The organism is Pseudonocardia halophobica, assembly GCF_027922425.1.
GTDB classification, from domain to species: Bacteria; Actinomycetota; Actinomycetes; order Mycobacteriales; family Pseudonocardiaceae; genus Pseudonocardia; species Pseudonocardia halophobica.
The window spans coordinates 65,733-91,277 of record NZ_BSFQ01000020.1; the positions used below are offsets into that span (position 1 = coordinate 65,733).

General features: G+C 74.2%; 25 protein-coding genes and 1 pseudogene. 18 read left to right on the forward strand and 8 right to left on the reverse strand.

Going from position 1 to position 25,545, the window contains the following annotated elements; genetic code table 11:
* Positions 1-39 precede the first annotated feature (39 nt).
* On the forward strand, positions 40-1,404 hold the full coding sequence (locus PKE99_RS22000; protein WP_037044356.1) for a replication-associated recombination protein A: 1,365 nt from the start codon (positions 40-42) through the stop codon (positions 1,402-1,404).
* Between the two features lie 133 nt (positions 1,405-1,537).
* Here the strand turns inward: PKE99_RS22000 and PKE99_RS22005 are convergent, their stop codons facing one another.
* Both PKE99_RS22005 and PKE99_RS22010 read right to left on the reverse strand, forming a co-directional pair.
* Positions 1,538-2,440, reverse strand: a complete 903-nt coding sequence (locus PKE99_RS22005; RefSeq protein ID WP_037044357.1) for a S1 family peptidase — start codon at positions 2,438-2,440, stop codon at positions 1,538-1,540.
* Between the two features lie 114 nt (positions 2,441-2,554).
* Positions 2,555-3,829: an arginine deiminase gene (locus PKE99_RS22010; protein WP_051737237.1), complete on the reverse strand. Its 1,275-nt coding sequence runs from the start codon at positions 3,827-3,829 to the stop codon at positions 2,555-2,557.
* On the opposite strand from PKE99_RS22010, the gene PKE99_RS22015 reads away from it, so the two are divergent.
* The 3 genes from PKE99_RS22015 (at position 3,828) to rocD (ending at position 6,512) form a co-directional block, all read left to right on the forward strand.
* Positions 3,828-4,310, forward strand: coding sequence for an Lrp/AsnC family transcriptional regulator (locus tag PKE99_RS22015; protein WP_231498161.1), 483 nt, complete (start codon positions 3,828-3,830; stop codon positions 4,308-4,310). The genes PKE99_RS22010 and PKE99_RS22015 overlap by 2 nt on opposite strands.
* Before the next feature lie 136 nt (positions 4,311-4,446).
* Positions 4,447-5,283, forward strand: coding sequence for a dimethylargininase (gene ddaH / locus PKE99_RS22020; protein ID WP_051737238.1), 837 nt, complete (start codon positions 4,447-4,449; stop codon positions 5,281-5,283).
* Positions 5,280-6,512, forward strand: a complete 1,233-nt coding sequence (gene rocD, locus PKE99_RS22025; protein WP_037044359.1) for an ornithine--oxo-acid transaminase — start codon at positions 5,280-5,282, stop codon at positions 6,510-6,512. Before ddaH ends, rocD begins: the two co-directional genes overlap by 4 nt.
* Here the strand turns inward: rocD and PKE99_RS22030 are convergent.
* Entirely contained in the window at positions 6,499-7,635 is a 1,137-nt protein-coding gene (locus tag PKE99_RS22030; protein WP_037044360.1) for a DNRLRE domain-containing protein, read from the reverse strand. The two genes, rocD and PKE99_RS22030, sit on opposite strands and share 14 nt — an antisense overlap.
* Positions 7,636-7,771: 136 nt before the next feature.
* Complete coding sequence (locus tag PKE99_RS22035; RefSeq protein WP_037044362.1) at positions 7,772-8,467, reverse strand: TetR/AcrR family transcriptional regulator; 696 nt, start codon at positions 8,465-8,467, stop codon at positions 7,772-7,774.
* 368 nt (positions 8,468-8,835) lie between these two features.
* Here PKE99_RS22035 and shbA point away from each other — a divergent pair.
* From shbA to PKE99_RS22065, 6 genes and pseudogenes are all read left to right on the forward strand, one after another.
* Positions 8,836-9,534, forward strand: a pseudogene (gene shbA, locus PKE99_RS22040) (RNA polymerase sigma factor ShbA); the annotation flags it as partial.
* A gap of 199 nt (positions 9,535-9,733) precedes the next feature.
* Positions 9,734-10,135, forward strand: a complete 402-nt coding sequence (locus tag PKE99_RS22045) for a DUF948 domain-containing protein (protein ID WP_037044369.1) — start codon at positions 9,734-9,736, stop codon at positions 10,133-10,135.
* On the forward strand, positions 10,132-10,440 hold the full coding sequence (locus tag PKE99_RS22050) for a hypothetical protein (RefSeq protein ID WP_037044370.1): 309 nt from the start codon (positions 10,132-10,134) through the stop codon (positions 10,438-10,440). Before PKE99_RS22045 ends, PKE99_RS22050 begins: the two co-directional genes overlap by 4 nt.
* Before the next feature lie 57 nt (positions 10,441-10,497).
* Entirely contained in the window at positions 10,498-13,158 is a 2,661-nt protein-coding gene (gene alaS, locus PKE99_RS22055) for an alanine--tRNA ligase (RefSeq protein WP_037044372.1), read from the forward strand.
* Positions 13,159-13,200: 42 nt separating this feature from the next.
* A complete protein-coding gene (gene ruvX, locus PKE99_RS22060) occupies positions 13,201-13,614 on the forward strand; it encodes a Holliday junction resolvase RuvX (RefSeq protein WP_037044373.1) in 414 nt (137 codons plus the stop codon).
* Between the two features lie 118 nt (positions 13,615-13,732).
* A complete protein-coding gene (locus PKE99_RS22065) occupies positions 13,733-14,932 on the forward strand; it encodes an endolytic transglycosylase MltG (RefSeq protein WP_231498162.1) in 1,200 nt (399 codons plus the stop codon).
* 7 nt (positions 14,933-14,939) lie between these two features.
* Here PKE99_RS22065 and PKE99_RS22070 read toward each other — a convergent pair whose 3' ends face one another.
* Positions 14,940-15,806 (reverse strand): spermidine synthase, encoded by an 867-nt coding sequence (locus tag PKE99_RS22070; RefSeq protein ID WP_037044376.1) that lies wholly within the window; start codon positions 15,804-15,806, stop codon positions 14,940-14,942.
* A 200-nt stretch (positions 15,807-16,006) separates the two neighbouring features.
* Between PKE99_RS22070 and PKE99_RS22075 the strand changes: the two genes are divergently transcribed.
* From PKE99_RS22075 to aroQ, 5 genes are all read left to right on the forward strand, one after another.
* The gene (locus PKE99_RS22075) at positions 16,007-16,918 is read left to right on the forward strand and encodes a prepilin peptidase (protein ID WP_051737239.1); all 912 of its coding nucleotides are present in this window, start codon (positions 16,007-16,009) and stop codon (positions 16,916-16,918) included.
* 12 nt (positions 16,919-16,930) lie between these two features.
* Complete coding sequence (aroC, locus tag PKE99_RS22080) at positions 16,931-18,118, forward strand: chorismate synthase (protein ID WP_037044379.1); 1,188 nt, start codon at positions 16,931-16,933, stop codon at positions 18,116-18,118.
* A 146-nt stretch (positions 18,119-18,264) separates the two neighbouring features.
* Complete coding sequence (locus PKE99_RS22085; protein WP_063739724.1) at positions 18,265-18,894, forward strand: shikimate kinase; 630 nt, start codon at positions 18,265-18,267, stop codon at positions 18,892-18,894.
* 125 nt (positions 18,895-19,019) lie between these two features.
* Positions 19,020-20,117, forward strand: coding sequence for a 3-dehydroquinate synthase (gene aroB / locus PKE99_RS22090; RefSeq protein ID WP_037044381.1), 1,098 nt, complete (start codon positions 19,020-19,022; stop codon positions 20,115-20,117).
* A complete protein-coding gene (gene aroQ / locus PKE99_RS22095; RefSeq protein ID WP_037044384.1) occupies positions 20,114-20,542 on the forward strand; it encodes a type II 3-dehydroquinate dehydratase in 429 nt (142 codons plus the stop codon). Before aroB ends, aroQ begins: the two co-directional genes overlap by 4 nt.
* Before the next feature lie 14 nt (positions 20,543-20,556).
* Here the strand turns inward: aroQ and PKE99_RS22100 are convergent, their stop codons facing one another.
* Positions 20,557-21,267, reverse strand: a complete 711-nt coding sequence (locus tag PKE99_RS22100; RefSeq protein ID WP_037044385.1) for an MBL fold metallo-hydrolase — start codon at positions 21,265-21,267, stop codon at positions 20,557-20,559.
* A gap of 24 nt (positions 21,268-21,291) precedes the next feature.
* Here PKE99_RS22100 and PKE99_RS22105 point away from each other — a divergent pair, with 24 nt between their 5' ends.
* From PKE99_RS22105 to nusB, 3 genes are all read left to right on the forward strand, one after another.
* On the forward strand, positions 21,292-22,419 hold the full coding sequence (locus PKE99_RS22105) for a M24 family metallopeptidase (protein ID WP_051737240.1): 1,128 nt from the start codon (positions 21,292-21,294) through the stop codon (positions 22,417-22,419).
* 234 nt (positions 22,420-22,653) lie between these two features.
* Positions 22,654-23,217: an elongation factor P gene (gene efp / locus PKE99_RS22110; RefSeq protein ID WP_037044386.1), complete on the forward strand. Its 564-nt coding sequence runs from the start codon at positions 22,654-22,656 to the stop codon at positions 23,215-23,217.
* A 1-nt stretch (position 23,218) separates the two neighbouring features.
* A complete protein-coding gene (gene nusB / locus PKE99_RS22115; protein ID WP_037044388.1) occupies positions 23,219-23,638 on the forward strand; it encodes a transcription antitermination factor NusB in 420 nt (139 codons plus the stop codon).
* A 114-nt stretch (positions 23,639-23,752) separates the two neighbouring features.
* Here the strand turns inward: nusB and PKE99_RS22120 are convergent, their stop codons facing one another.
* Complete coding sequence (locus PKE99_RS22120; protein WP_037044389.1) at positions 23,753-24,478, reverse strand: SDR family NAD(P)-dependent oxidoreductase; 726 nt, start codon at positions 24,476-24,478, stop codon at positions 23,753-23,755.
* Positions 24,479-24,593: 115 nt separating this feature from the next.
* The gene (locus PKE99_RS22125) at positions 24,594-25,505 is read right to left on the reverse strand and encodes a DMT family transporter (RefSeq protein ID WP_231498163.1); all 912 of its coding nucleotides are present in this window, start codon (positions 25,503-25,505) and stop codon (positions 24,594-24,596) included.
* Positions 25,506-25,545: the final 40 nt, after the last annotated feature.

Here is a 25,545-nt window from a genome sequence, read left to right on the forward strand (position 1 = left end):
GCCCCGAATCGTCGGTGCCGGGTGGCACCCTGGACACCGATGAGCGCTGACGGCCTGTTCGACATCGGCGAGCCCGCGGGCGGAGACGTCCCCGGGGCCGCCGCGGAGGAGGCGCGCCCGGCCCCGGGCGCGCCTCTCGCCGTGCGGATGCGCCCGCGCTCGCTCGACGAGGTGGTCGGGCAGCGGCACCTGCTCAAGCCCGGTGCCCCGCTGCGCCGGCTGCTCGAGGGCGGTGCCCCGGCGTCCGTGCTGCTCTACGGGCCGCCCGGCACCGGCAAGACCACGCTCGCCCGGCTCATGGCCCGGGCGGGCGAGCGGCACTTCGTTGCCCTCTCGGCCCTCTCGGCCGGGGTGAAGGAGCTGCGCGCCGTGATCGACGACGCGCGGCGCCGCCGGGACTACCACGGCGGCTCCACCGTGCTGTTCATCGACGAGGTGCACCGCTTCTCCAAGACGCAGCAGGACGCGCTGCTCGGCGCCGTCGAGGACCGGGTGGTGCTGCTGGTCGCCGCGACCACCGAGAACCCGTCCTTCTCGGTCGTGTCGCCGCTGCTGTCCCGCTCGCTGGTCCTGCAGCTGCAGTCGCTCGACGAGGACGAGGTCCGCGAGGTGCTCCGCCGGGCGGTGAGCGCCGAGCAGGGCCTCAACGGCGCCGTCACCCTGGCCGAGGACGGCGAGGCCGCGCTGGTCCGGCTCTCCGCGGGCGACGCGCGCCGGGCCCTCACGGCGCTCGAGGCGGCGGCGGACGGGGTGCTGGCGGACGGGACGGGCGTCGTCGACCTCGCCGCGGTCGAGCGGGCGGTCACCGAGGTCGCGGTCCGCTACGACCGCGCCGGCGACCAGCACTACGACGTGATCAGCGCCTTCATCAAGTCCATCCGCGGGTCGGATCCCGACGCCGCGCTGCACTACCTGGCCCGGATGATCGTCGCGGGCGAGGACCCGCGGTTCATCGCGCGGCGGCTGATGGTGCATGCGAGCGAGGACATCGGGCTCGCCGACCCGACCGCGCTGCAGGCCGCCACGGCGGCCGCGCAGGTGGTGCAGCTGGTCGGCATGCCCGAGGCACGGCTCGCGCTGGCCCAGGCCACGGTGCACCTGGCCACGGCCCCGAAGTCCAACGCGGTGATCGCAGCGATCGACGCCGCCATGGCGGACGTGCGGGGCGGGGCGGTCGGCGCGGTCCCGGCGCACCTGCGGGACGGGCACTACGCGGGCGCGCAGAAGCTGGGCAACGCCGTCGGCTACCGCTACCCGCACAGCACGCCGGACGGGGTGCTGGCGCAGCAGTACCCGCCGGACGAGCTCGTCGGCAAGGACTACTACGAGCCCACCGCGCACGGCGCGGAGCGGGTCCTCGCCGAGCGCGTGCCCAAGCTCCGCCGCGCGGTCCGCGGCCGCTGACCGCCGAATCCCCGACGCACTATGGAACCATAATGCGATTCTCCGGCCGCTCGGATCGCGTTATGGAACCATAATGCGATTATCGAGCCTGCTTCTGTGCGTTATGGAGCCATAATGCGCCTCGTCGGGCGGGTCAGGCGGTGCGGAGGGTCAGGCCCAGCGAGCTCAGCGCCTGGTCGATCGGGGTGAAGTAGGCGGTGCAGCCGTTGCCGGCCCCGCTGTGCACGCCCTGCGCCTGCCCGTCCGCGGTGATGTACGGGCCGCCGGAGTCGCCCTGGGCGGTGCAGATCGAGGCCACGACCATCCCGCGCTGCTGCTGGCCGTCGAAGTTCACGGTTCGGTTGCGGGCGCTCACGGTGCCGCAGGCCTTGCCGCTGGTGCTGCCGTAGAGGCAGACCGCGGAGCCGACGGGTGCGGGCACGGTGCCGCGGACCGGCACCGAGGCCACCTCGGGCAGGGCCGCCGTCGACGAGGTGACGGGCACGGCCCCCACGTCGACGCCGTTGCCCGCGGTCTTCGCGCCGTCGCCGATGACCTCGCCCGTGTCGTCGAGCCACTCGTCGGACTCTCGGGTGCAGTGCCCCGCCGTGATGATCCAGTCCTGGGCGCCGGAGCCGGCCGAGAACCCGAGCGTGCACCGGGTGTTGCCACCGGTGATCCGCTGGCCGCCGCGCAGCGCCTGGTGCTGCGGCACGCCCGCACCGGTCTCCAGCCGCAACAGGGCCGGGTCGATCCCGTCGAACAGCGCGGTCACCTCGGGGGAGGGGTCGCCGACCAGCCGGACGTCGACGACGTCGCCCTCGATCCCGTAGTCCGCGAGGCCGGCCGGCATGCCGGCTGCGGTGCGCGCGTCGAGGAGCGCCATGACGGCGGCGGGCGCGGCGAGCGGCGCGGCCGCCTTCGGGTCCGGCGGCGAGGCCGCGGCCACGCCGGCCCCGGTCAGGGCCGCGGCGGCCGTGAGGACGAGGAGGGCGCGGAGCACGGTCCGGAATCCGGGGAGGCGCACCGCGGTGCGCTGTCCGTCGAGGGCGGCCACGCCGGGTCAACGAGGTCGGCGTTGCCTGCGGAGCGGGCGCCCACCCGCCCGTGCGTCACTCGTTCGGCGTAGTTACACGCTGCGTATTCGGCCTCGCTCGACGGGCGCTGTCGATCATGCGGGGTCGCGCAGCACCGGGCAGCTCATGCACCGGGGCCCGCCGCGGCCGCGGCCGAGCTCGCCGCCCGGGACCTCGAGCACCTCGACGCCCTGTTTGCGCAGGTACGTGTTGGTGGTGACGTTCCGCTCGTAGGTCACCACCACGCCCGGGGACACGGCGAGCAGGTTGCAGCCGTCGTCCCACTGCTCGCGCTCGGCGGAGTGCACGTCCTGCTCCGCGGTGAGCACGCGGATCGAGTCCAGCCCGAGCGCGGCAGCGACGGCGGCGTGCATGTCCTCCGGCGGGTGGTCGGTCATGACCATCTCCTTGTCGGAGTCGCCCGGCCGGACCGTGTACGAGGGCAGCATCCCGAGCCCGGCGTACTTCACGAACGTCCCGCGGTCGATCATCGTCAGGACGGTGTCGAGGTGCATCAGCGCGCGCCCGTGCGGCATCCGCAGTGCCACGATCCGGTCCACCTCGCCGCCGGCGAACAGCGACCGCGCCAGCCGCTCGACGCCCGCGGGACGGGTCCGCTCGCTCATCCCGACCAGCACCGCGCCGTCGCCCAGCACCAGGATGTCGCCGCCCTCGACGGTCGCGGGCCCGTTGACCGAGCCGGCCGACCAGACGTCGAAGCCCGCCCCGGCGAACAGTGGGTGCCAGCGGTACACGGCCTCGTAGTGCACGGTCTCGCGCATCCGGGCCTGCTTGCGCATGCTGTTGATCGCGACGCCGCCGTGGATCCAGGCCGTGGTGTCCCGGGTGTAGAGGTGGTTCGGTAGCGGCTCCAGCACGAAGTCGTCCGGGCCCAGGATGTGGAAGGCGATCGACCGCGGCTCCTCGATCCGCTCCAGCACCTCGCGCTTGGTGATGCCGCCGATCATGTGCTCGGTCAGCGTGTCCACGTCCATGGCGTCGAACAGGTTGCGCAGGGCGTCGACGGCGAGCGGGCCGTACATCCGGTCGTCGAAGATCCGGTCGAGCGCGTGGGCCTTCGCCTCCGGCAGCTCGAAGGTCTCGCGCAGCAGCCGGTCGAACAGGTGCACCTCGACCCCGCGCTCCCGCAGCAACGCGGCGAAGCCGTCGTGCTCCTCCTGGGCGCGCTGGACCCACAGGACGTCGTCGAACAGCAGCTGGTCCTTGTTCCCCGGGGTCAGCCGCTTGAGCTCGAGGCCGGGCCGGTGCAGCAGGACCCGCCGCAGCGTCCCGACCTCCGAGTCGACCCGGTAGACCCGGTCCGCGGCCCGGCCGGGGCCGGACCCGTCCGGGCAGTCCGTGGGGTGCATGAACGACATCGTGGCCGAAGATGGGTGGGTGCGCTGGGACCCGCTCGACGAGAAGATCGTGACGCTGCTCGTCGCGGACTCGCGCCGGAGCTTCGCGGAGCTGGGCGCGGAGGTCGGGCTGTCGGCGTCCGCGGTGAAACGGCGCGTGGACCGGCTGCGGGCCGACGGGGTGATCACCGCGTTCACGGTGCGCCTCGACCCGGCCGCGCTGGGCTGGGCGGTCGAGGGGTACGTCGAGCTCTACTGCCGGCCGTCGACCCCGCCCGCGGCGATCCGCCGCGCCTGCGCCGGGCTGGCCGAGGTCGTCGACGCCAGCACGGTGTCCGGCGACGCCGACGCGCTTGTCCGCATCCTCGCCGCGGACATGCGGCACTTCGAGCAGGTGCTGGAGCAGATCGGGGCCGAGGGGTTCGTCGAGCGGACCAAGTCCGTGCTGGTGCTCACGCCGCTCATCCGCAGGCCGCCGCCGACCATGCATTGAAACGACGTTATCGCGACGGAACGCGCAACGATCGAGCGCAGATGGGCAACGAACGTCGATTGTGGGCGTGACGCAGGCCTCTTTACCGTTGCAGGGAGTCCCGAGGACGTGACTCCCGGCGCGCGAGGGAGGCTTGATGACCAGCGTTCTCACCCGTCCCGACACCATCGGCGACCGCACACCCACCCGGCGGCACTACGTCATGTGCCCGCCCACGCACTTCGCGATCGAGTACGCGATCAACCCGTGGATGCGACCCGGGACGCCGGTCGACCGCGAGCTGGCCCTCGCGCAGTGGGACGCCCTGCGCCGCACCTACCTCGACCTGGGCCACGAGGTGACCGTCGTGGAGCCCGAACCCGGGCTGCCGGACATGGTCTACGCCGCCAACGCCGCGACCGTCGTCGGCGGCCGGGTCTACGGCGCCCGGTTCCGGTACCCGCAGCGCGCCGCCGAGGCCGAGCTCTACCGCAAGGCGCTGGTCGAGGTCGGCACCTACACCGAGCCGACGTTCGTCAACGAGGGCGAGGGGGACTTCCTCGTGGCCGGCGACGTCGTGCTGGCCGGCACCGGTTTCCGCACGGAGCCGCGGGCGCACGCCGAGGCCGCCCGGGTGCTGCGCCGCCCCGTGATCGGCCTGGAGCTCGTCGACCCCCGCTACTACCACCTCGACACCGCGATGGCCGTGCTGTCCGGGCACGACGTCGCCTACCTGCCCGAGGCCTTCTCGCCGCGCTCCCGCGGGGTGCTGGCCGGCCGCTACCCCGACGCGGTGCTCGCCTCGCCGGCCGACGCGGCGGTCCTCGGGCTCAACGCCGTGTCGGACGGCCGGCACGTCGTCCTCCCCGCCGCGGCGGCCGGGCTGGCCGCCGCCCTGCGCGACCGCGGGTACGAGCCCGTGGGCGTCGACCTGTCCGAGCTGCTCAAGGGCGGTGGCGGACCCAAGTGCTGCACGTTGGAGGTGCGCGCATGACCCTTCTGGACCAGCCCACCGTGTCCCTCTCGGCGACCGCGCACCACGAGCGGATGCTCGCCGAGCACTCCGCCCACAACTACGCCCCGCTGCCGGTGGTGCTGTCCTCCGGCGAGGGCGCCTGGGTGACGGACGTCGAGGGCCGCCGCTACCTCGACTTCCTCGCCGGCTACTCCGCCCTGAACTTCGGCCACGGCAACCCGGTGCTGCGCGCCGCCGCCCACGCCCAGCTCGACCGGATGACGCTGACCAGCCGGGCCTTCGGCAACGACCAGCTCGGCCCGTTCTGCACCGAGCTCGCCGCGCTGCTCGGCAAGGACATGGTGCTGCCGATGAACACCGGCGCCGAGGCCGTCGAGTCCGGGCTCAAGGTGGCCCGCAAGTGGGGCTACGAGGTCAAGGGCGTGCCGGCCGACCGGGCGCGCGTGGTCGTGGCGGCCGGCGCCTTCCACGGCCGCACGATCTCGATCGTGTCCTTCTCCACCGACCCGGAGGCCCGCGGCGGGTTCGGCCCGTTCACCCCCGGGTTCGACGTCGTCCCGTACGGGGACGCCGAGGCCCTGCGCGCCGCGATCACCCCGGACACGGTCGCGGTGCTGCTGGAGCCGGTGCAGGGCGAGGCCGGGGTGATCGTCCCGCCGGACGGGTACCTGCGTGCGGTGCGGGAGATCTGCAGCGAGACCGGGGTGCTGTGGATCTCCGACGAGGTGCAGTCCGGCTTCGGACGGACCGGGTACGTGCTCGCGACCCGTGGCCTCGGCGGCGTGCAGGCGGACGTCTACCTGCTGGGCAAGGCGCTCGGCGGCGGTGTGGTGCCGGTGTCGGCCGTCGTGGCGGACGCGGACGTCCTCGGTGTGCTCAAGCCCGGGCAGCACGGCTCGACCTTCGGCGGGAACCCGCTGGCGTGCGCCGTCGGCCGGGCGGTGATCGGGATCCTGCGCGACGACGTCGTGCTCGCCCACACCCGGGCGCTCGGCGAGGTCCTGCAGGCGCGGCTGCGCGCGATGCCGGGCCTGACCGCCGTGCGCGGGGCGGGGCTGTGGGCGGGGATCGACGTCGACCCGGCGCTCGGTACCGGGCGCGAGCTCGGCGAGCGGCTCGCGCGGGCCGGGGTGCTCACCAAGGACACCCACGGCCCGACGCTGCGCCTCTCGCCGCCGCTCGTCGTCGAGGAGCCGGACCTGCACCTGGCCCTCGACGCCCTGGAGGGGGTCCTCAGCCGAGCGTGACGGTGAGGTGGGGGACGGTCGCCGTCTCCGCCGAGGCGAACCGCTTCCAGGACAGCGGGTCGGTCTCGTCGGCCGCCTTGAGCATCACGGTGCCGCTCGTGGCGCCGGCGGCCGTCCACTCCTTCACCAGCTCGGTCACGTCGACGCTGCTCCAGCCCGGTGCGCAGGCCGCGGCGTTGCCGCGGGTGTCGGTGCTGGTCGCGCGCAGCCGCTCGCCCTGCGGCTGGTTCGCCCAGCGGAGCTTCGGCCCGACGGTGGTGCCCGCGGGGAGCGTCCACACCTCCCAGGCGCGCGGCCGGCAGGAGGCGGACCAGGTCTGGTGGAGGTCCAGCGTCGCCGTACGCACCGACGCGGGCCTTCCTCCGCTCGCACCGGCCTGGGTGAGGTCGAACGTGAGGTAGCTGCGGGCCGCCTCCTTGCCGTCGTAGCTGCCGAGCCGGAGGTCCGGGTCGCCCGAGGTGTCGGTGTTCTTGACGGTCGTCTGCGCGGTGGTGTCGAAGGGAACCGGCGCCGCGGCGGTGACCGGGGCGGCCGCGACCACCCGGCTGACGGCGGACTCCGCCTCGGTCAGCGAGCCGGTCGCGTCCGGCACCGCCTCGGCGTTGCCGGTCAGCTTCAGCTCCGGCGCGGGGCCGGTCGGGGCGCCGTCCTTGCGCACGGAGGCGACGAAGCCGGCGCGGGTCGCCTCGACCTCGAGGTCGTAGCCGGGGCGGACCTGCGGGTAGGTGGCCGTCGAGCCGTCGAGCCGCGGGGCGGGCAGCGGGGCCGGCCACACGACGGCCGCCGACCCGCCCTCCGCGTACCGCACCGACGGTCCCGTCGGGGTCAGCGTGAGGTCGTGGGGTGCCGCGACGGGCCGGACGACGCCGTCGGGCCCGGCCTGCAGGGTGAGGTCGACCGGCAGCCACTCGGCTCCGCGCTGCACGCGGACCGGGCCGGAGTAGAGGGTGACGGTCCGCCCGCCGTCGGGCCGGGCCGTGGACTCGGAGGTGGCGCTGGTCGTGCTGTCGGCCTCCGTGGAGCCCGTGGGGCCGGCGGGGGCCGCGGCGGCGGGGGCGGCCGCGAGGACCGTGGCCGCGCCGAGGGACAGTGCGAGGGAGAGCAGGGTGGCGGTGCGGGACACCGCGCGACGTTCCATGATCGGTACAGGTACGACGACCTGTGGGGTACGGCAAGGAACGCGCCCGCAGCGGGGGACCGGATACACCCGTTCGGTACCGCTCGTCGTGCGCCGACGGCCGCCCGTCCCGTGAGAGCGTTCAGTGGTCGCTCGCGAGCGGCCGCTCGTCCTCCGGGGCGTGGCAGAGCAGCTCCGGCTTGAGTGTCCCGAAGAGCACGGTGAGTAACAATTCGGCGGTCTGCTCGGGAGGCTCGTGGGGCCGGTTCACGGCGCGGATGAGGAGGGTGTTGACGATCAACCCGCTGATCTCCAGGGCCGGCGGGTACGGGCGCAGCTCCCCGGAGGCCTGCCCGTCCTGCAGGAGGCCGAGGATCGCGTCCGGGACCGGGGCGAGGGTGCGCGGATCGCCCAGGTCGGCCGGGTCCGGGGGCCCTCCGACCCGGGTCGAGACGTAGTCCTGGACGGCGTACCAGAACGCGGCGGTGAGACCGCGGTGTCGCCAACTCGTCCTGGTCAGGGCGTTGACCTGGTCGCGCAGTGCGTCGAGTACCGGCCGTCCGGCCCTGCGGTCCTGCTCCGCCTGCTGCACGAGACTATGGACCAGTGGCCCGTAGACGGCGCCGATGAGTGCGTGTTTGCTCGGGAAGTGGTTGTAGGCGGTCGCCGGGCTCACCCCCGCGGTGGCCGCGATGTCCTCCATACGCGTGCGGTTCCACCCGCGGGTGCCGAAGTTGGCGTCGGCGGCGTCCAGCAGGGCGCGGCGGGTGCGGTCGCGCTTCGTTCGCGCGGCCCGCGCCCGGGCATCGCTCGAACGGCCGCTTCCGCCGGTGGTCATATCGACGGACGGTAGCCGAAACACGCCGAGTTGGGCTTGACTCCATTTCGAGGATCACCCAAGATGGTGACCACGTACTTGAATCTCGAACGGTCTCGTCGGGCAGGGCACGGCCCCGCGATCATCGCCCGGGAGGACGGTACGGGCACCGGCCCGTCGGGGGTCGCCTCGTGCGGCCGGGCGGTGTCGCACGGTCGCTCCGTCCGGAGCACGCGGCCAGGGTCCGACGGGCACATCGGGCCCCGGCCGCTCACTACCGCACGGCGCGGAGGGGCGCCGTCCGGCCCCGGGGTCGGGCACACCCTCGTGCGTCGCAGGGGAGGGGAACCCATGCACGCTTCGATCCGCCCTGCCTCGGAACCGGTCCGATGACCGCCGCGGCAGCCTTCGACCCCCCGGATCCGTTCGGCGCCGCGTTCGCCGAGCCGGAGGGACTCACCGCCGATCCCGGCCCGGCACCCGCCGAGGTCCAGGTCCCGCGGCTCACCGTCGTCCCGGGGACGACGGGGCGGCGGACCCGGTCGGTCCCGGCACCCTCGGTCCTCGAGCAGTACGTGGCCGCCGCCGTCGAGGGCGACCCGCGGGCCCGCGAGCGGCTCCTCGAGGAGATCCGCCCGCTCGTGCTGCGGTACTGCCGCGCCCGGCTCGGCCGCCAGGAGACGGTCATCGGCTCGGCCGAGGACGTGGCGCAGGACGTCTGCGTCGCCGTGCTCGCCGCCCTGCCGACCTACACCGTCAAGGGCCTGTCCTTCCGTGCCTTCGTGTACGGCATCGCCGCGCACAAGGTCACCGACACCTTCCGGGCCATCGGCCGCAACCGCTCCGAGCCGGTCGCGGACGTCCCGGACACCGGCGTGGTGCTCGACGGGCCGGAGCACCTGGCGCTGACCGCCGAGCTCAACCAGCGCCTGGGCGGGCTGCTCGGCGTGCTGACCGAGCGGCAGCGCGAGGTCCTCGTCCTCCGGGTGGTCGTCGGCCTCAGCGCCGAGGAGACCGCGCAGACCGTCGGCTCCACCCCCGGCGCCGTCCGCGTCACCCAGCACCGCGCGCTCGCGCGGCTGCGCCAGCTCGTCACCGGCGGCCTGCCCCGCGAGGTCGCCGAGGCCGTGGCGGCCGCCGTCGACGCCGACACGGACGGGGGCGCGGTCGACACCACCGGCTGATCCGGGCGTGATCCGGACGTGGGGACCGGCGGCCGGGGGAGTAGCCTGACCGCCGATCTCCACGCTCGTGGCGGTCGTCATTCGAAGATCGCTGGAGGGGTCCGTGTCGGCTGGTCAGATCGCCGCGCTCATCGCGGCGATCGCGTTCGTGGTGCTCGTCGTGCTGCTCGCGATCCCGCTGTTGAAGCTCGGCCGGACGCTCGACGAGGCGACCGTCGCGATCCGCAAGGCCCACGAGGGCAGCGCCCCGCTGCTGGTCGACGCGCACACCACGCTGAACAGCGTGAACACCCAGCTCGAGCGGGTCGACGGGATCACGTCGAACGCCAAGACCGTCACCAGCAACGTGTCGGTGCTGACCTCGCTGTTCACCGCGACCCTGGGCGGACCGCTGGTGCGCGCCGCCGCCTTCTCCTACGGCCTGAACAAGGCCATCAAGGCCCGTCGCGCCGGCCGCGACGGCGGCGCCCACTCCCGCGGCCGTCGCCGGGGGAGGAAGAAGTGAGGCGGCTGTTCTGGATGGGCGTCGGCGCGGCCGCCGGCGCCTACGTCACGCGCAGGCTCACCGAGACCAGGCAGCGGCTCACCCCGCAGGGCATCGGCGCCGACCTGGCGGAGGGGCTGCGCGAGCTCGGGGCCGGCCTCGGCGCCTTCGGTGCCGAGGTGCGTGCCGGGATGGCCACCCGAGAGCAGGAGCTCACCGACCTGGTCGAGCGGCGGACGGGCGCACACGTCCCGTCCTACAGTGAGGCCGTGGCCGAGGACGAGCCGGCCCGCCCTCGGGGGCGAGCGCGCGGGGCAGGGGCCTGAGCGGTCCCTGCCGCACCGCGCCGTCGTCCCACCCGTTATCCGCGAGAGAGACACCCCGTGCAGACCCACGAGATCGTCCGTCGTTTCACCGAGCACTTCGTCAAGGCCGGGCACACCCCGGTGGCCAGCGCGTCGCTGATCCTCGACGACCCCAACCTGCTGTTCGTCAACGCCGGCATGGTGCAGTTCAAGCCGTACTTCCTGGGTGACGTCCCGGCGCCGTACCCGCGCGCCACGTCGATCCAGAAGTGCGTGCGCACCGGCGACATCGACGAGGTCGGCCGCACCACCCGGCACAACACGTTCTTCCAGATGGCCGGGAACTTCAGCTTCGGCGACTACTTCAAGGCCGGGGCGATCGAGCTGGCCTGGACCCTCGTGACCGGGGACCGCGACTCGGGCGGGTTCGGGTTCGACCCCGAGCGCATCTGGGTCACCGTCTACCAGGACGACGACGAGGCCATCGCGCTCTGGAAGGAGATCGCCGGGCTGCCCGAGGAGCGGATCCAGCGCCGCGGCGGCAAGGACAACTACTGGGACATGGGCGTGCCCGGTCCCGGCGGCCCCTGCTCGGAGATCTACTACGACCGCGGCCCGGAGTACGGCCGCGACGGCGGCCCGGAGGCCGACGAGGACCGGTACCTCGAGATCTGGAACCTCGTCTTCATGCAGGACGAGCGCGGCGAGCTGAGCCCGAAGGTCGGCCACCCGCCGATCGGCACCCTGCCCAGCAAGAACATCGACACCGGCATGGGCGTCGAGCGGGTCGCCTACCTGCTGCAGGGCGTGGCCAACGTCTACGAGACCGACCTGGTCCGCCCGGTGATCGCCCGGGCGGAGGCCCTGTCGGGCCGCAAGTACGGGGCGAACGCCGAGGACGACACCCGCTTCCGGGTCATCGCCGACCACGCCCGCTCCGGCGTGATGATCATCGGCGACGGCGTCACGCCGTCGAACGAGGGCCGTGGCTACGTGCTGCGCCGGCTGCTGCGCCGGATCGTGCGCTCGGCCCGGCTGCTCGGCGTGACCCAGCCGGTGCTGCGCGCCTTCGCCGAGGTGGTGCGGGACGAGATGGCGCCGACCTACCCCGAGCTGATCACGAACTTCGAGCGGATCGCGGCCGTCGTCGAGGCGGAGGAGGAGGCCTTCCTCTCCACGCTGACGGCGGGCTCGCGCATCTTCGACACCGCCGTGGCGGAGACGAAGAAGGCCGGCGGCCTGGTGCTGCCCGGCGACCGCGCCTTCCAGCTGCACGACACCTACGGCTTCCCGATCGACCTCACCCTGGAGATGGCCGCCGAGCAGGGGCTCGAAGTCGACCAGGACCGGTTCACCGCGCTCATGCAGGAGCAGCGCACCCGGGCCAAGGCCGACGCCGCCTCCCGCAAGGTCGGGCACGGCGACGCCTCGGTCTACCGCGCGGTGCTGGACAACCACGGCATCACGGAGTTCCTCGGCTACCGCGACCTGGCCGCCGAGGGCACCATCGTCGGACTGCTGGTCGACGGGCAGCCGGTGCCGGCCGCGTCCGAGGGCTCGGCGGTCGAGGTCGTCCTCAACCGCACGCCGTTCTACGCCGAGGCCGGTGGCCAGCAGGCCGACACCGGTGAGCTGCGGTCGGACTCGTTCACCATCCGGGTGGACGACGTGCAGTCGCCGGTCGCGGGCCTGCGGGTGCACCGCGGCGTCGTCACCAACGGCACGGCCACGGTCGACTCGCCGGTCGTCGCCGAGATCGACGTGGCCCGCCGGGCGTCGATCTCCCGCGCCCACACCGGGACGCACCTGGTGCACGCGGGCGTCCGCGGCGCGCTGGGCACCTCCGCCGCGCAGGCCGGGTCGCTCAACGCCCCGGGGCGGCTGCGGTTCGACTTCACCTCGCCGTCCGGCGCCGTCACGCCCACCCAGCTCGCCGAGGTGGAGGGCGAGATCAACGCGGTGCTGCAGCAGAACCGCGAGGTCGAGGCCTACGAGACGTCGATGGACGAGGCCAAGCGGCTCGGCGCGATGATGCTCTTCGGCGAGAAGTACGGCGACCGCGTCCGCGTGGTCGACATGGGCGACTACTCCCGCGAGCTCTGCGGTGGCACGCACGTCGGCCGGACCGGCGAGATCGGCCTGATCAAGGTGCTGTCCGAGGGCTCGATCGGCTCGGGCATCCGGCGCGTGGAGGCCCTCGTGGGGCTCGACGCGTTCGACCACATGTCCAAGGAGCACCTCCTCGTCAGCCAGCTGGCCGAGCAGCTCAAGGCCAAGCCGGAGGACCTGCCGGAGCGGGTCAACGGGCTGGTCGAGCGGCTGCGCGACGCCGAGCGGGACCTGGAGAAGCACCGCGCCGAGGCCGTGCTGGCCTCCGCCGGGACCCTCGCCGAGCAGGCCGAGGACCTGGGCGGGGTGTCCGTGGTGGCGGTCGAGGCCCCGGCCGGGCTGGCGGGCAACGACCTGCGCAACCTGGCGTCGGACGTCCGCGGGCGGCTCGGGTCGAAGCCGGGTGTCGTGGCGCTGTTCTCCACGGACGGGGAGAAGGTCGCGTTCGTCGTGGCCACCACCGCCGCGGCCCGGGACAAGGGCCTGGCCGCCGGCAAGCTCATTCCGGCGTTCGCGCCGGCCGTCGGCGGGCGGGGCGGCGGCAAGCCGGACCTCGCCCAGGGCGGCGGCACGGACCCGTCGGGCGTCGCGGCCGCCATCCGGAAGCTGCGCGAGGCGGTCCGGGGTTGATCCCGTGTCCGTCCACAGCTCGGCGCGGTTGAGGTCGCCACGGTGATCGAGCCGCGAGGGCGCCGGCTCGGCGTCGACGTGGGATCGGTGCGCGTCGGGGTCGCCCTGTGCGATCCCGACGGCCTGGTCGCCACCCCCCTCGAGACCGTGCCGCGCGAGGGCGCGGCCCGGCGCGTGGCGGAGCTGGTCGCGGAGCACCTGGCCGTCGAGGTCGTGCTCGGGCTGCCCCGCACCCTCGCCGGCCGGGAGGGACCGGCGGCCGAGGCCGCGCAGGCGTTCCGGGCCGAGCTGGAGGCCGTGCTCACGGTGCCCGTCGTGCTGCACGACGAGCGGCTCACGACCGTCGTCGCGACCCAGCAGCTGCGGGGCCGGGTCAAGGGGCGCAAGCAACGCGCGGTGATCGACCAGGCCGCCGCCGTCGCCATCCTGCAGGGGTACCTGGACACCCGACGGTGACCGTCCGGCCCGGTCGGGCGTGCTCCGTGCCGGGCCGGTGCGGGGACCCGTTACCCTCCGGAGCTGTGAACGGGACGCGCCGCAGCAGTCGGATCCGCCACCGGGCGGGCTGCGCGGCGTGACCCCACCCACCGGTCCCTTCCTGACCCGCCGCGAGGAGCTCGCGGCGCGGCGGGCGGAGCTGCGCGAGATCGCGCGCAAGCGTCGTCGGCGCGGCCTGTTCGTGCTGCTCGCCGCGCTGGTCCTGCTCGGGGTGGTGTTCGGCGGGGGTGCGTACCTGGTGGGTTCCACCTTCTTCACGGACGACTTCGACGGCGACGGCCAGGGGGACGCCGTGGTCCGGGTCCTCGACGGGGACTCCACCCGGCAGATCGGCACGATGCTGGCCCGCCGCGGCGTCGTCGCCAGCCCGGAGGCCTTCACCGAGGCCGCGGCCGAGGAGAAGAAGGTCCTCGGGATCCAGCCCGGCTACTACCAGATGCGGCTGCAGATGTCGGGCGAGTCCGCGGTCGCCCTGATGATCGACCCGTCGTCGCGGGTGGGGCGGCTGGAGATCCGCGGCGGCACCCAGCTGGACGACACCCGCTCGCCGGACGGGACCGTCGCACCCGGCGTGATCAGCCTGATCTCGCAGGCCAGCTGCGGCCGGATCGACGGCCAGCGGCGCTGCGTGAGCCCGGCGGAGCTGCGGCAGGTCATGGCCACGGCCGACCCGGCGTCGCTCGGGGTGCCCCAGTGGGCGGTCGAGGACGTCGCGCGGGCCGAGCCGAACCGGAAGTTCGAGGGCCTGATCGTGCCGGGCCTGTACGACGTCGCGCCGGGCACGTCCGCCGCGGACGTCTGGAAGTCCCTGTTCGCGGTGTCGGTCGCGCAGCTCGAGTCGAGCGGGCTCACCGCCGACGCGAGCCACGACGGGCTCGCCACCTACCAGCTCCTGGTGCTCGCCTCGCTGGCCGAGAAGGAGGCGATCACCCCGGACATGGGCAAGGTCGCCCGGGTGATCACGAACCGGCTCGACATCAACCAGCGGCTCGAGCTGGACTCCACGGTCAACTACCCGCTGGACCTGCAGGCCCTGCGGACCACGGCGGAGGCGCGGGGCACGGCGGGGCCGTACAACTCGTACCAGAACACGGGGCTGCCGCCGACGCCGATCGCGGCGCCGGGCAAGGACGCGATCGCCGCAGCGCTCGACCCGGAGGCGGGTCCGTGGACCTTCTTCGTGCGGTGCCAGAAGGACGGCACGTCCTGCTTCGCGACGTCGCTGGCCGAGCACCAGACCAACGTCGGCGAGGCCATCCGGAACGGGGCGTTCTAGCCGGGCCTCACTGCCCGAAGAAGCCCGGCGGCGGGACCGGCGAGGGAGTGGTCGAGCGGTCGTGCCGCACCGCGGCGCCCTTCGCCAGCGTGGCGACCGCCGGGCCGGCCAGCACCCGCGCACGGAACGGGTCGCCCGCGGCGCGCCGGGTCAGGTCGGCCACCGGCAGCGGCCGGTCGGCGGCGACCAGCACGAGGTTGCCGAAGCGCCGGCCGGACAGCAGGTCCGGCGCGGCGATCACCGCGAGCTCGGGGAACTGCGCGCCCACGGTGGCGATCTGGCCGCGGGCGAACTCGAGCGCGCCGCCGTCGGCCACGTTCGCGACGTAGACCCCGTCCGGCGCGAGCACCCGCCGCACGTCGGCGACGAACTCGGCCGAGGTCAGGTGGGCGGGGGTCCGGGCGCCGGCGAAGACGTCGAGGACAAGCAGTTCGGCCGAGGCGTCCGGGCGGGTGGCGAGGAGCGCGCGGGCGTCGCCGCTGACCACGTCGATGCCGGTGTCGTCGGCGGGCAGCCGAGCGGCGACCAGGTCGATCAGGGCCGCGTCGAGCTCGACGACGAGCTGGGGCGAACCCGGGCGGGTCGCGGCGACGTAGCGGGGGAGCGTCCAGGCACCGCCGCCGAGGTGGACCGCACGCACCGGGGTCGTGGGCGGTGCGATCGTGTCGACCACGTGCCCGATGCGCCGGACGTACTCGAACTCCAGGTGCTCGGGGTCGGCCAGGTCGACGTGGGACTGGGCGGTGCCGTTGACCAGCAGGGTCCAAGCCAGCGGGCGCTCGGGATCGCCGACCAGCTCCGCCCGGCCGTGGTCGATCTCCGCCCGGATGACGGCGGGTGCGAGGGGCGGGGCGGGACGAGCGGGGTCGGGCACCCCACGATCCTTCCCCGCCCGCAACGGCGCTGCACCGGCCGGTCGGGTGCCGAGGCGGGTGACGCGCACTACCAGGTGGGTGCGACAGGACGGGGCCCTCCTGGCTCGCTCCGCGGAGGTTCGTCCACGGATCGGCGGGCCTGTGCACAGCTTCACGGTGGGTCCACCGCTCGTCGGCAGATCGGGCGAGCATCGGCGGCATGGTCGTGTCGGTGGTGGTGAGGGTGGAGGCGCTGGTGCCCGGCGGGCTCTCGGGTGCGGGTCCGCCGCTGCCCGGGGTGGGTGCCGGGCTGGCGGCGAGCGGGATCACGCCGAACGGGCTGCTGCCCAGCGGGACCGTCGTCGGCTGGGCGCTCCTGGGGTTCGGGCTCGGGATGCTGGCCGGCGCGGCCGGCCGGGTGCTGCTGGCGCGGATGCGCCGCGGTACGCGGGTGCAGCCGCCCTGGCTGGAGGTCGCGGTCGGGGTGCCCTGGGCGGGCGTCGTCGGTACGGCGGGGGCCGGGGTGCTGTCGTGGGCCTGGCTGCCCCTGCTCCTCGGCGCCGGGTGGCTCGCGGTGGTGGCGAGCGTGGTCGACGTGCGGCATCATCGCCTGCCCGACGCGCTCACCCTGCCCGCACTGCCCGCCGCCCTGCTCCTCACCGTGCCGGTGGGTCTCGCGGCGGTCGGGCGCGCCGCCGCGGGCGCCGCCCTCCTCGCCGGGGCGTACCTGCTGGTCCACGCGGTGTCGCCCCGGTCGCTCGGCCTGGGCGACGTGAAGCTCGCGGCCCCGGTGGGCGCCCTGTCCGCCGCGGCCTCGTGGCCGGCCCTGCTCCTCGGCTGTGCGCTCACGGCCGTCGTCGGTGTCGGTATGGCCGGATGGGTGGTGGCGCGGTCGGCTCCGCGTGCTCGTGGCGCCGGTGCCCTGTTCGACGGGCAGGGCTCGCCGGCGGCACCGCCCCGGTCCGACAGGGCATCAGGCGCGGCGACGTGGCGGAGGGGCGCGTCGAGGTCGGCGCCTCCGGCGGAGCTACCGCTCGGCCCGCCGATGCTCGGCTCGGCGTGGCTGGTGGTGTTCGTGGCGGCGCTGGTGGGCGGCACGAGCGGTGCCGTCGGGCCGATGGGCGGGGGGTGAGAGAATCGCGGCGTGCTGCGTTGGATCACCGCCGGGGAGTCGCACGGTCCCGCGCTGGTCGCCGTGCTGGAGGGCATGGTCGCCGGTGTCGAGATCACGACCAAGGAGCTGCAGGCCGAGCTCGGCCGCCGCAAGCTGGGCCACGGCCGCAGCCCGCGGATGGCGTTCGAGGCGGACGAGCTCGAGGTGATCGGCGGCCTCCGGCACGGCGTGACCCAGGGCGGCCCGGTGGCCGTCCGGATCGGCAACACCGAGTGGCCCAAGTGGGAGACGGTCATGGCGGCCGATCCCGTCGACCCGGAGCTCATCGCGAACCGGGCCCGCAACGCCCCGCTCACCCGGCCGCGCCCCGGCCACGCCGACCTCGCCGGCATGACGAAGTACGGCTTCGACGAGGCCCGCCCGGTCCTCGAGCGCGCCAGCGCCCGCGAGACCGCCGCGAAGGTCGTGCTCGGCACGGTCGCCAAGGCGTTCCTCAAGCAGGCGTTCGGGGTCGACGTCGTGTCGCACGTCGTCGCGATCGGCGCCGTCGACGCCCCCGAGGACGACCCGGTGCCCGGGCCCGGCGACCTCGACCGCGTCGACGCCAGCCCGGTCCGCGCCTTCTCCGAGGCCACGGCCGAGCGGATGATGGCCGAGATCGACGCGGCGCACGAGGACGGCGACACCCTGGGCGGGGTCATCGAGGTGCTGGCCTACGGCATGCCGGTCGGAGTCGGCTCCTACGTCCAGTCGGACCGCCGGCTCGACGCCAAGCTCGCCGCCGCGCTCATGGGCATCCAGGCGATGAAGGGCGTGGAGATCGGCGACGGCTTCCGCACCGCGCACCGCCGCGGCTCCGCCGCGCACGACGAGATGATCCCGGGCGACCCGGTGAAGCGGCTGTCCAACCGCGCGGGCGGCATCGAGGGCGGCATGACCAACGGCGAGCCCGTCCGCGTGCGGGTGGCCATGAAGCCGATCTCGACGGTGCCGCGGGCGCTGCGCACGATCGACACCACCACCGGCGAGGAGGCCACCGCGATCCACCAGCGGTCCGACGCCTGCGCCGTCCCGCGTGCCGGGGTGGTCGCCGAGTCGATGGTGGCGCTGGTGCTGGCCGAGGCGGCGCTGGAGAAGTTCGGCGGCGACTCGCTGGCCGAGACCCGGCGCAACGCGGCGTCCTACCGGGAGGACGTGACGCGCCGCTTCACGCACTGAGAACCCACCGGCCTCGGAAGCCGAGGCCCCTTCTGACGAAGGGGCCAATTCGCCGATTCGCTTCACAACAGGGCACTGGGCGCGGGCTGTGTGGGCGCCTGCGGGCGGTCGGTGGACGCCGGGCGAACGGCGGATACGATCGCGCCGTGAGCGACGCGACGAGGCCGGTGCTGGTGCTGGTGGGTCCCCCCGGGGCGGGCAAGAGCACCGTCGGGCGGGTCCTCGGGCGCCGGCTGGAGGTGCCGTTCACGGACGTCGACACCGAGATCGAGGCGCGCGTCGGCACCACGATCGCGGAGATGTTCACCTCCCAGGGCGAGGAGGCCTTCCGCGCCGTGGAGCGCGAGGTCGTGGCCGAGCTGCTGGGCACGGACTGCGGGGTGCTCGCCCTCGGCGGGGGATCGGTGCTGGCCGGGTCGACGCGTGCACTCCTGGCCGCGCACCGGGTCGTCTACCTCAAGGTCGGGCTGGCCGACGGCATCCGCCGCACCGGCATGTCGACCGCGCGTCCGCTGCTGGCCGGGGTGAACCCGCGGGCGACCTTCCGCGCGCTGCTCGAGGCGCGCGCCCCGCTGTACCAGGAGGTCGCCACGGTCGAGATCGACACGGTCAAGCGCAGCGCGAACCAGGTCGCCGCCGCGGTGCTCACGGCCCTCGATCTCGACGCCGCCGCGAGCCCCGCCCCGGCCCCGAGCCCGGGCGACCCCGACGACGCGATCACCCCGTCCGACGACGCCCCGCTCCCGGACCCCGTCTTCGGCCGCCCCGGCTCCTGACCGCCACCCGATCACCCGGGCGAGGGCAGGACGGGCGCGACGGGCCCGCAGGTCGCGCATATGGGGGCGGTTAGGGTCGTCCCATGACCCAGCCCGGCCCCTCGGAGACGAGCCCGACCGCAGCCATGTCCGCGGCACAGGCGGACCCGCCGACCACCATCCGCGTCGCCGCGGAGCGCCCCTACGACGTGATCGTCGGGCGCGGGGTGCGGGCCGGGCTGCCCGGCGTCGTGCGGGACCTGGGGTCGCGGACCGCGCTGCTGGTGCACCAGCCCGCGCTGGCGGAGGCGGCGGAGGCCGTGCGGCAGGAGCTGGAGGACGCCGGTGTCGACGCCCACCGTGTCGAGGTGCCCGACGCCGAGGAGGGCAAGGCGCTCGCCGTCGCCGGGTTCTGCTGGGAGGTCTGCGGGCAGATCGGGCTGACCCGCCAGGACGTCGTGATCGGGTTCGGCGGGGGAGCGGCGACCGACCTGGCCGGCTTCGTGGCCGCGACCTGGATGCGCGGGGTGAAGGTCGTGCACGTGCCGACCACCCTGCTCGCGATGGTCGACGCGGCCGTCGGCGGCAAGACCGGCATCAACACAGCGGCCGGGAAGAACCTGGTCGGCGCCTTCTACGAGCCCTCCGCCGTGCTCGTGGACCTGGCGACGCTGGAGTCGCTGCCCGAGCCGGAGCTGGTGGCGGGCATGGCCGAGGTGATCAAGGCCGGCTTCATCGCGGACCCGGTGATCCTCGACCTCGTCGAGCGGGACCCGAAGGCCGCGCTCGACCCGGCCGGCGAGGTGCTGCCGGAGCTGGTCCGCCGGTCGATCCAGGTGAAGGCCGACGTCGTGGGCGCGGACCTGCGCGAGTCCCACCTGCGGGAGATCCTCAACTACGGCCACACGCTGGGGCACGCCATCGAGCGCCGCGAGGACTACACCTGGCGGCACGGGGCGGCGGTGAGCGTCGGGCTGGTGTTCGCCGCGGAGCTCGCCCGGGCCGCCGGACGCCTCGACGACGCGACCACCGACCGGCACCGCGCGATCCTCACCTCGATCGGCCTCCCCACGACGTACGAGGCCGGGGTACTGCCGGAGCTGATCGAGACCATGAAGGGCGACAAGAAGTCCCGGGCCGGGATGCTGAGGTTCGTGGTGCTCGACGGCCTCGCGAAGCCGGGCCGGCTCGAGGGCCCCGCGCCGGAGCTGCTCGAGCAGGCCTATGCGACGGTGAGCGCATGACGCGCGTGCTGGTGCTCAACGGCCCCAACCTCAACCGGCTCGGCCTGCGCGAGCCCGGCATCTACGGCCACACGACCTACGCCGACCTGGTCGCGCTGTGCGAGAAGACCGGCACCGAGCTGGGGCTGGAGGTCGAGGTCCGGCAGACCAACACCGAGGGCGAGCTGATCGGCTGGCTGCACGAGGCCGCCGACGCCGGCACCCCGGTCGTGCTCAACCCCGCCGCCTGGACGCACACCAGCGTGGCGGTGCGGGACGCCTGCGCGATGCTGACCGGCGGCCTGATCGAGGTGCACATCAGCAACGTGCACACGCGCGAGGAGTTCCGGCACCACAGCTACGTCAGCCCCGTGGCGACCGGCACCATCGTCGGCCTCGGCGTGCAGGGCTACGTCCTGGCCCTGCGCTACCTCGCGAGCCTCTAGCCGCCTGGTGACCCTCAGCCGAAGGCCAGCACGAACTCCTCCGCCGACCGTGGGCGGAACACGACGTTGGCGCGGCGGACGTCGAGCAGCGGGGAGTGCGGCTCCTCGGAGTAGCGGTGCCCCGGGTAGACGACCGGGTTGCCCGCGAGGGAGCCGAGGCGCTGGATGCTGCGGTACATCGCCTCGACGTCGCCGCCCGGGAAGTCCGTGCGGCCGCAGCCCTGCAGGAACAGGGTGTCGCCGGCGACCAGCCGCCCGTCGACCAGGAAGCACTGGCTGCCGGGTGTGTGGCCGGGGGTGTGCAGCAGCCGGATGGGGATGTCGCCGACCTGCACCACGTCGTCGTTCTCGTGCAGGGTGAGGTCGGCGACGGAGAGCCCGGTGACCTTGGTGACCCACTCGGCCTCGGCCTTCTGCACGTGCACCGGGACCGGCGTGCGGCCGAGCAGCCCGGTGAGTCCGGCGAGGTCGAAGCCCATCATCGTCCCGCCGACGTGATCGGGGTGGTGGTGCGTGGCGAGCACGCCGGTGAGCCGCATGCGGTCGGCCTCGAGCACGTCGAGCAGGTCGTCCGGGGCGTAGGCCGGGTCGACGACGACGGCCTCGCGGGACTCCTCGTCCCCGATGAGGTAGGCGAAGTTGACCATCTGGGTGGCGACCCGGTCGCCGACCGCGAAGTCCTGTCCGGACAGCAGCTGCCTGAAGTACAGCCCCGACCCACTCATGCGGCCAAGCCTAGGCTGAGACCCATGACCGGTGCCGCCCCGACCAGCACCCGAAGCCCCCGTCCGCAGGCCGCGCGCCGCGAGGCCCTCCGCGTGCGGGTGCGCGCCGCGGGGCTCGACGGGCTGCTGGTCACCGACCTCGTCAACGTCCGCTACCTGACCGGGTTCACCGGCTCCAACGGCGCCCTGCTGCTCGCCGCGACGGACGACGCCGGCAGCCGGTTCGGCACGGACGGCCGCTACACGATCCAGGCCGCCGCCGAGGTGCCGGACGTGCCGCCGCTGATCGAGCGGGCGACGGCGCTGGCACTGGCCGCGCGGGCGTCGGCGCTCGGGATCCGGCGGCTGGGCTTCGAGTCCGACGCCGTGACCGTCGACGCGCACGCGGCCCTGTCCGCCGCCGCGGAGGGTGCGACGCTCGAGCGGGCGCCTGGGCTCGTCGCGCAGCTGCGGATGATCAAGGACGACACCGAGATCGAGGCGATCCGGCGGGCCTGCGCCATCGCCGACAACGCGCTCACCGACCTGCTCGACGCGGGCGGGGTCCGGGCGGGCCGGACCGAGCGGGAGATCGCCCTGGACCTGGAGTTCCGGATGCGCGCGCTCGGGGCGGACGGGCCGGCGTTCGACGCGATCGTCGCCGCGGGCCCGAACTCCGCGATCCCGCACCACAGCCCGTCCGACGCGCCGCTGCGTCCCGGCGACCTCCTCAAGCTGGACTTCGGCGCCCTGGTCGGCGGCTACCACTCGGACATGACCCGCACGCTGGTGCTCGGCCGGGCCGCGGACTGGCAGCGCGAGCTGTACGCCCTGGTCCACGGGGCGCAGGCGGCCGGCTGCGCGGCCGTGGAGGCCGGAGTGCCCGCCGCGGACGTCGACGCGGCGTCCCGCGAGCCGATCACCGCGGCGGGGCGGGGCCCGGAGTTCCTGCACGGTCTGGGCCACGGCGTCGGGCTGCAGATCCACGAGGCCCCGGCGCTGTCCGCCGCCTCGAAGGACGTGCTGGAGGCCGGCATGGTCGTCACCGTGGAGCCCGGGGTCTACCTCGCCGGGCGGGGCGGGGTCCGCATCGAGGACACCCTGGTCGTGCCGGGGGCCGGGCCGGCCGAGACCCTCACCGGGTTCACGAAGGACCTCGTCGAGGTCGCCTGACGAGGGACGCCCGCCGGGGTCACGCTCGTGCTCCGGCACGCGGCGGTATCCTCGACGGCGGTTCGGCGGGGTCCGTCCCGGGCGGGAGTCCGGGCGCCGCCGCCGAGAGCGACATCCGCCGCGTGCGGTCGTACCGGTTCGTCATCCGTCGTCACGGTCGGCACACGCGCGCCCCGCCGAGTACGACCCTGCAGTACCGCTCTGCAGTACCGACGAACCAGGAGAGACCCGCACGTGGCCACCACGAACGACCTGAAGAACGGCTTGGTGCTCAACCTGGAGGGCCAGCTGTGGTCGGTCCAGGCGTTCCAGCACGTCAAGCCCGGCAAGGGCGGCGCCTTCGTGCGCACCACGCTGAAGAACGTGATGACCGGCAAGGTCGTCGACAAGACGTTCAACGCCGGCACCAAGGTCGAGACCGCGACGGTCGACCGCCGCGACATGACCTACCTGTACCGGGACGGCGCGGACTTCGTCTTCATGGACGGCGACACCTACGACCAGCTCCCCATCCCGGAGAACGTGGTCGGCGACGCCGCGAACTACCTGCTCGAGAACCAGGTCGCGCAGATCAGCTTCCACGAGGACGCGCCGCTGTTCGTCGAGCTGCCCACCTCGGTCGAGCTGGTCATCTCGCACACCGACCCGGGCCTGCAGGGCGACCGCTCCACCGGCGGCACCAAGCCGGCCACGCTGGAGACCGGCGCCGAGATCCAGGTCCCGCTGTTCCTCGAGACCGGCACCAAGGTGAAGGTCGACACCCGCGACGGCCGGTACCTCGGCCGCGTCAGCAGCTGACGTGCGGGCCAGGACCAAGGCCCGCAAGCGCGCCCTCGACATCCTCTTCGAGTCGGAGGCGCGCGGCGCCGACCCCCTCGAGGTGCTGACCCAGCGCCGCGAGACGGACGACGCCCCGCCCGTCTCGGACTACGCCGCGCTGCTGGTGCGCGGCGTGGTGGAGAACCGGGAGCGGATCGACCAGCTCCTCGCCGAGCACGCCGAGGGCTGGACGGTCGCCCGGATGCCGGCCGTCGACCGCACGCTGCTGCGGATCGGCGTCTACGAGCTGCTCTGGGTGGACGAGATCGACGACCCGGTGGCGATCACCGAGGCCGTCGAGCTCGCCCGGACCCTGTCGACGGACGACTCGCCGCGCTTCCTGAACGGCGTGCTCGGCCGGATCGCGGACATCGCCGAGCACCTGCGCGCCACGCTTTGACTCGCATCGTGGAACCATACTGAGGTTCCGGACGCGTGGAATCGCAGTATGGAACCATAGTGCGGTTTCGAACGCGCTCTGGTCGCATGATGGTTCCATCATGCGACCAGGGCGTCAGCCGAAGCGGCGCGAGGCCCGGGCGAACAGGGCCGGGGCGGCGCCGTGCACCTTCGCGCCCAGCGCCAGCCACCGCGGCGTGACGACCTCGACGGACCCCCGCCGGATCCCGCGGGCGATCTCCTCGGCCACCCGGTCGGCACGGATCGGCCGCGGGAAGCGCCGGTCGTACTCCCGGCCCCGCCGCCCGAAGTAGGGCGTGTCCACCGCCCCGGGCAGCACCGTCGTGACGCCGACCTCGGGCGCCTCGATCCGCACCGCGTCGGCGAACCCCCGCAGCCCCGCCTTCGTGGCCGAGTACACGGCCTCGCCGGCCACTCCGAGGGCCGCGATGGAGGCGACGAACACCAGGTGACCGCGCTCCTCCCGCAGGCCGGGCAGCAGCGCCCGGGTCAGCTGGACCGGCGCCCGCAGGTTGAGGTCGATCAGCTCGTCGACCCGGGCGGGGGAGAGGTCCTCGAGCGGCCCGGCCGCCCCGACCCCCGCGCAGTGGACGACGAGCGCGGGCCGGGCGGGCAGCGCGTCGAGCAGGGTGTCGACGCCCGCGGCGAGGTCGGCGACGACGGCCTTGGCGCCGGTCCGCTCGGCGACCTGCTGCAGCCGCTCCGGGTCCCGCCCGGTCACCACCAGCCGTGCGCCGTCGCCCGCCAGCCGCTGGGCGACAGCGGCCCCGATCCCCGACGACGCCCCCGTGACCAGCGCGACCCGGCCCTCCACCCTCATCACGCGCTCCGCACTATGGATCCACAACTCCCGTAGAACGGCCGAGAAATCGCATTATGGTTCCATGATGCGAATACGACGCGAGAAATTCGACAGTATGGTTCCACGATGCGGCTCATCCGGGGGCCACGTCCGGCCCGGCCCTCCCGGCCGCCGCGTGCTGGGCGTCGAGCTCGTGGAGCAGGTGGCTGCCGCGCAGGGTGATGAAGGCGATCCCGGCGATCACCACGACCGCGGCGATGCACTGGCCCGCGAGGAGCGCCGGCGTGGCGTCGAGGCGCTCGCCGAGCCACCATACCCCGATCAGCACCGCGACCACCGGGTCGACGCTGGTGATCACGGCGACGGCCGGCGACACCATCCGCCCCTGCTGGAACGTGTTCTGGCTCAGCAGGAAGCCGATCGGCCCGATCACGCACACCGCGTACAGCGTGACGTGCTGGAACGGCTCCAGCAGCCCGACCCGCAGCTGCCCCGTGACGACCTTCATCAGCCCGGCCGTGACGCCGTACATGATCCCCGTCGCCAGGGCGAGCGCGAGCACGCGGGTGGGGTGCCGCACCAGCGACGAGTACGCGATCGCCCCGACCACCGCCGCGGCCAGCGCGATGGCGAGCGGCAGCCCGCCCCAGACGTCGACGTGCTCCTGGTCCGACGGCACCGGTCGCGCGAGCAGCAGGAACGCGGCGATCCCGGCGGCGCAGAGCAGCGCGCCCAGCAGGATCAGCGGGTCCGGCCGGCGGCGGGACATCAGCGACGAGAACGCCGCCGCGAACACCACGCCGGTGACCAGCAGCGGCTGGACGACCGCGATCGCCCCGTACGCCAGCGCGATGAGCTGCAGCAACAGGGCGACGATCGTCGCCACCAGCCCCAGCAGCCACATCGGCCGGCGGAGCAGCGTGGTGATCAGCCGCGGGCTCAGCGTCGGCGCGGTCTCCACCTCGTGCGTGGCGCGCTGCTGGGCCGCGGTGGCGAGCCCGAACCCCGCGGCCCCGAGCACGGCGGCAGGGACCGCGATCACCATGTCGCCGTCCATACCCACCCCCCGGTGCGCGTCCCGAACC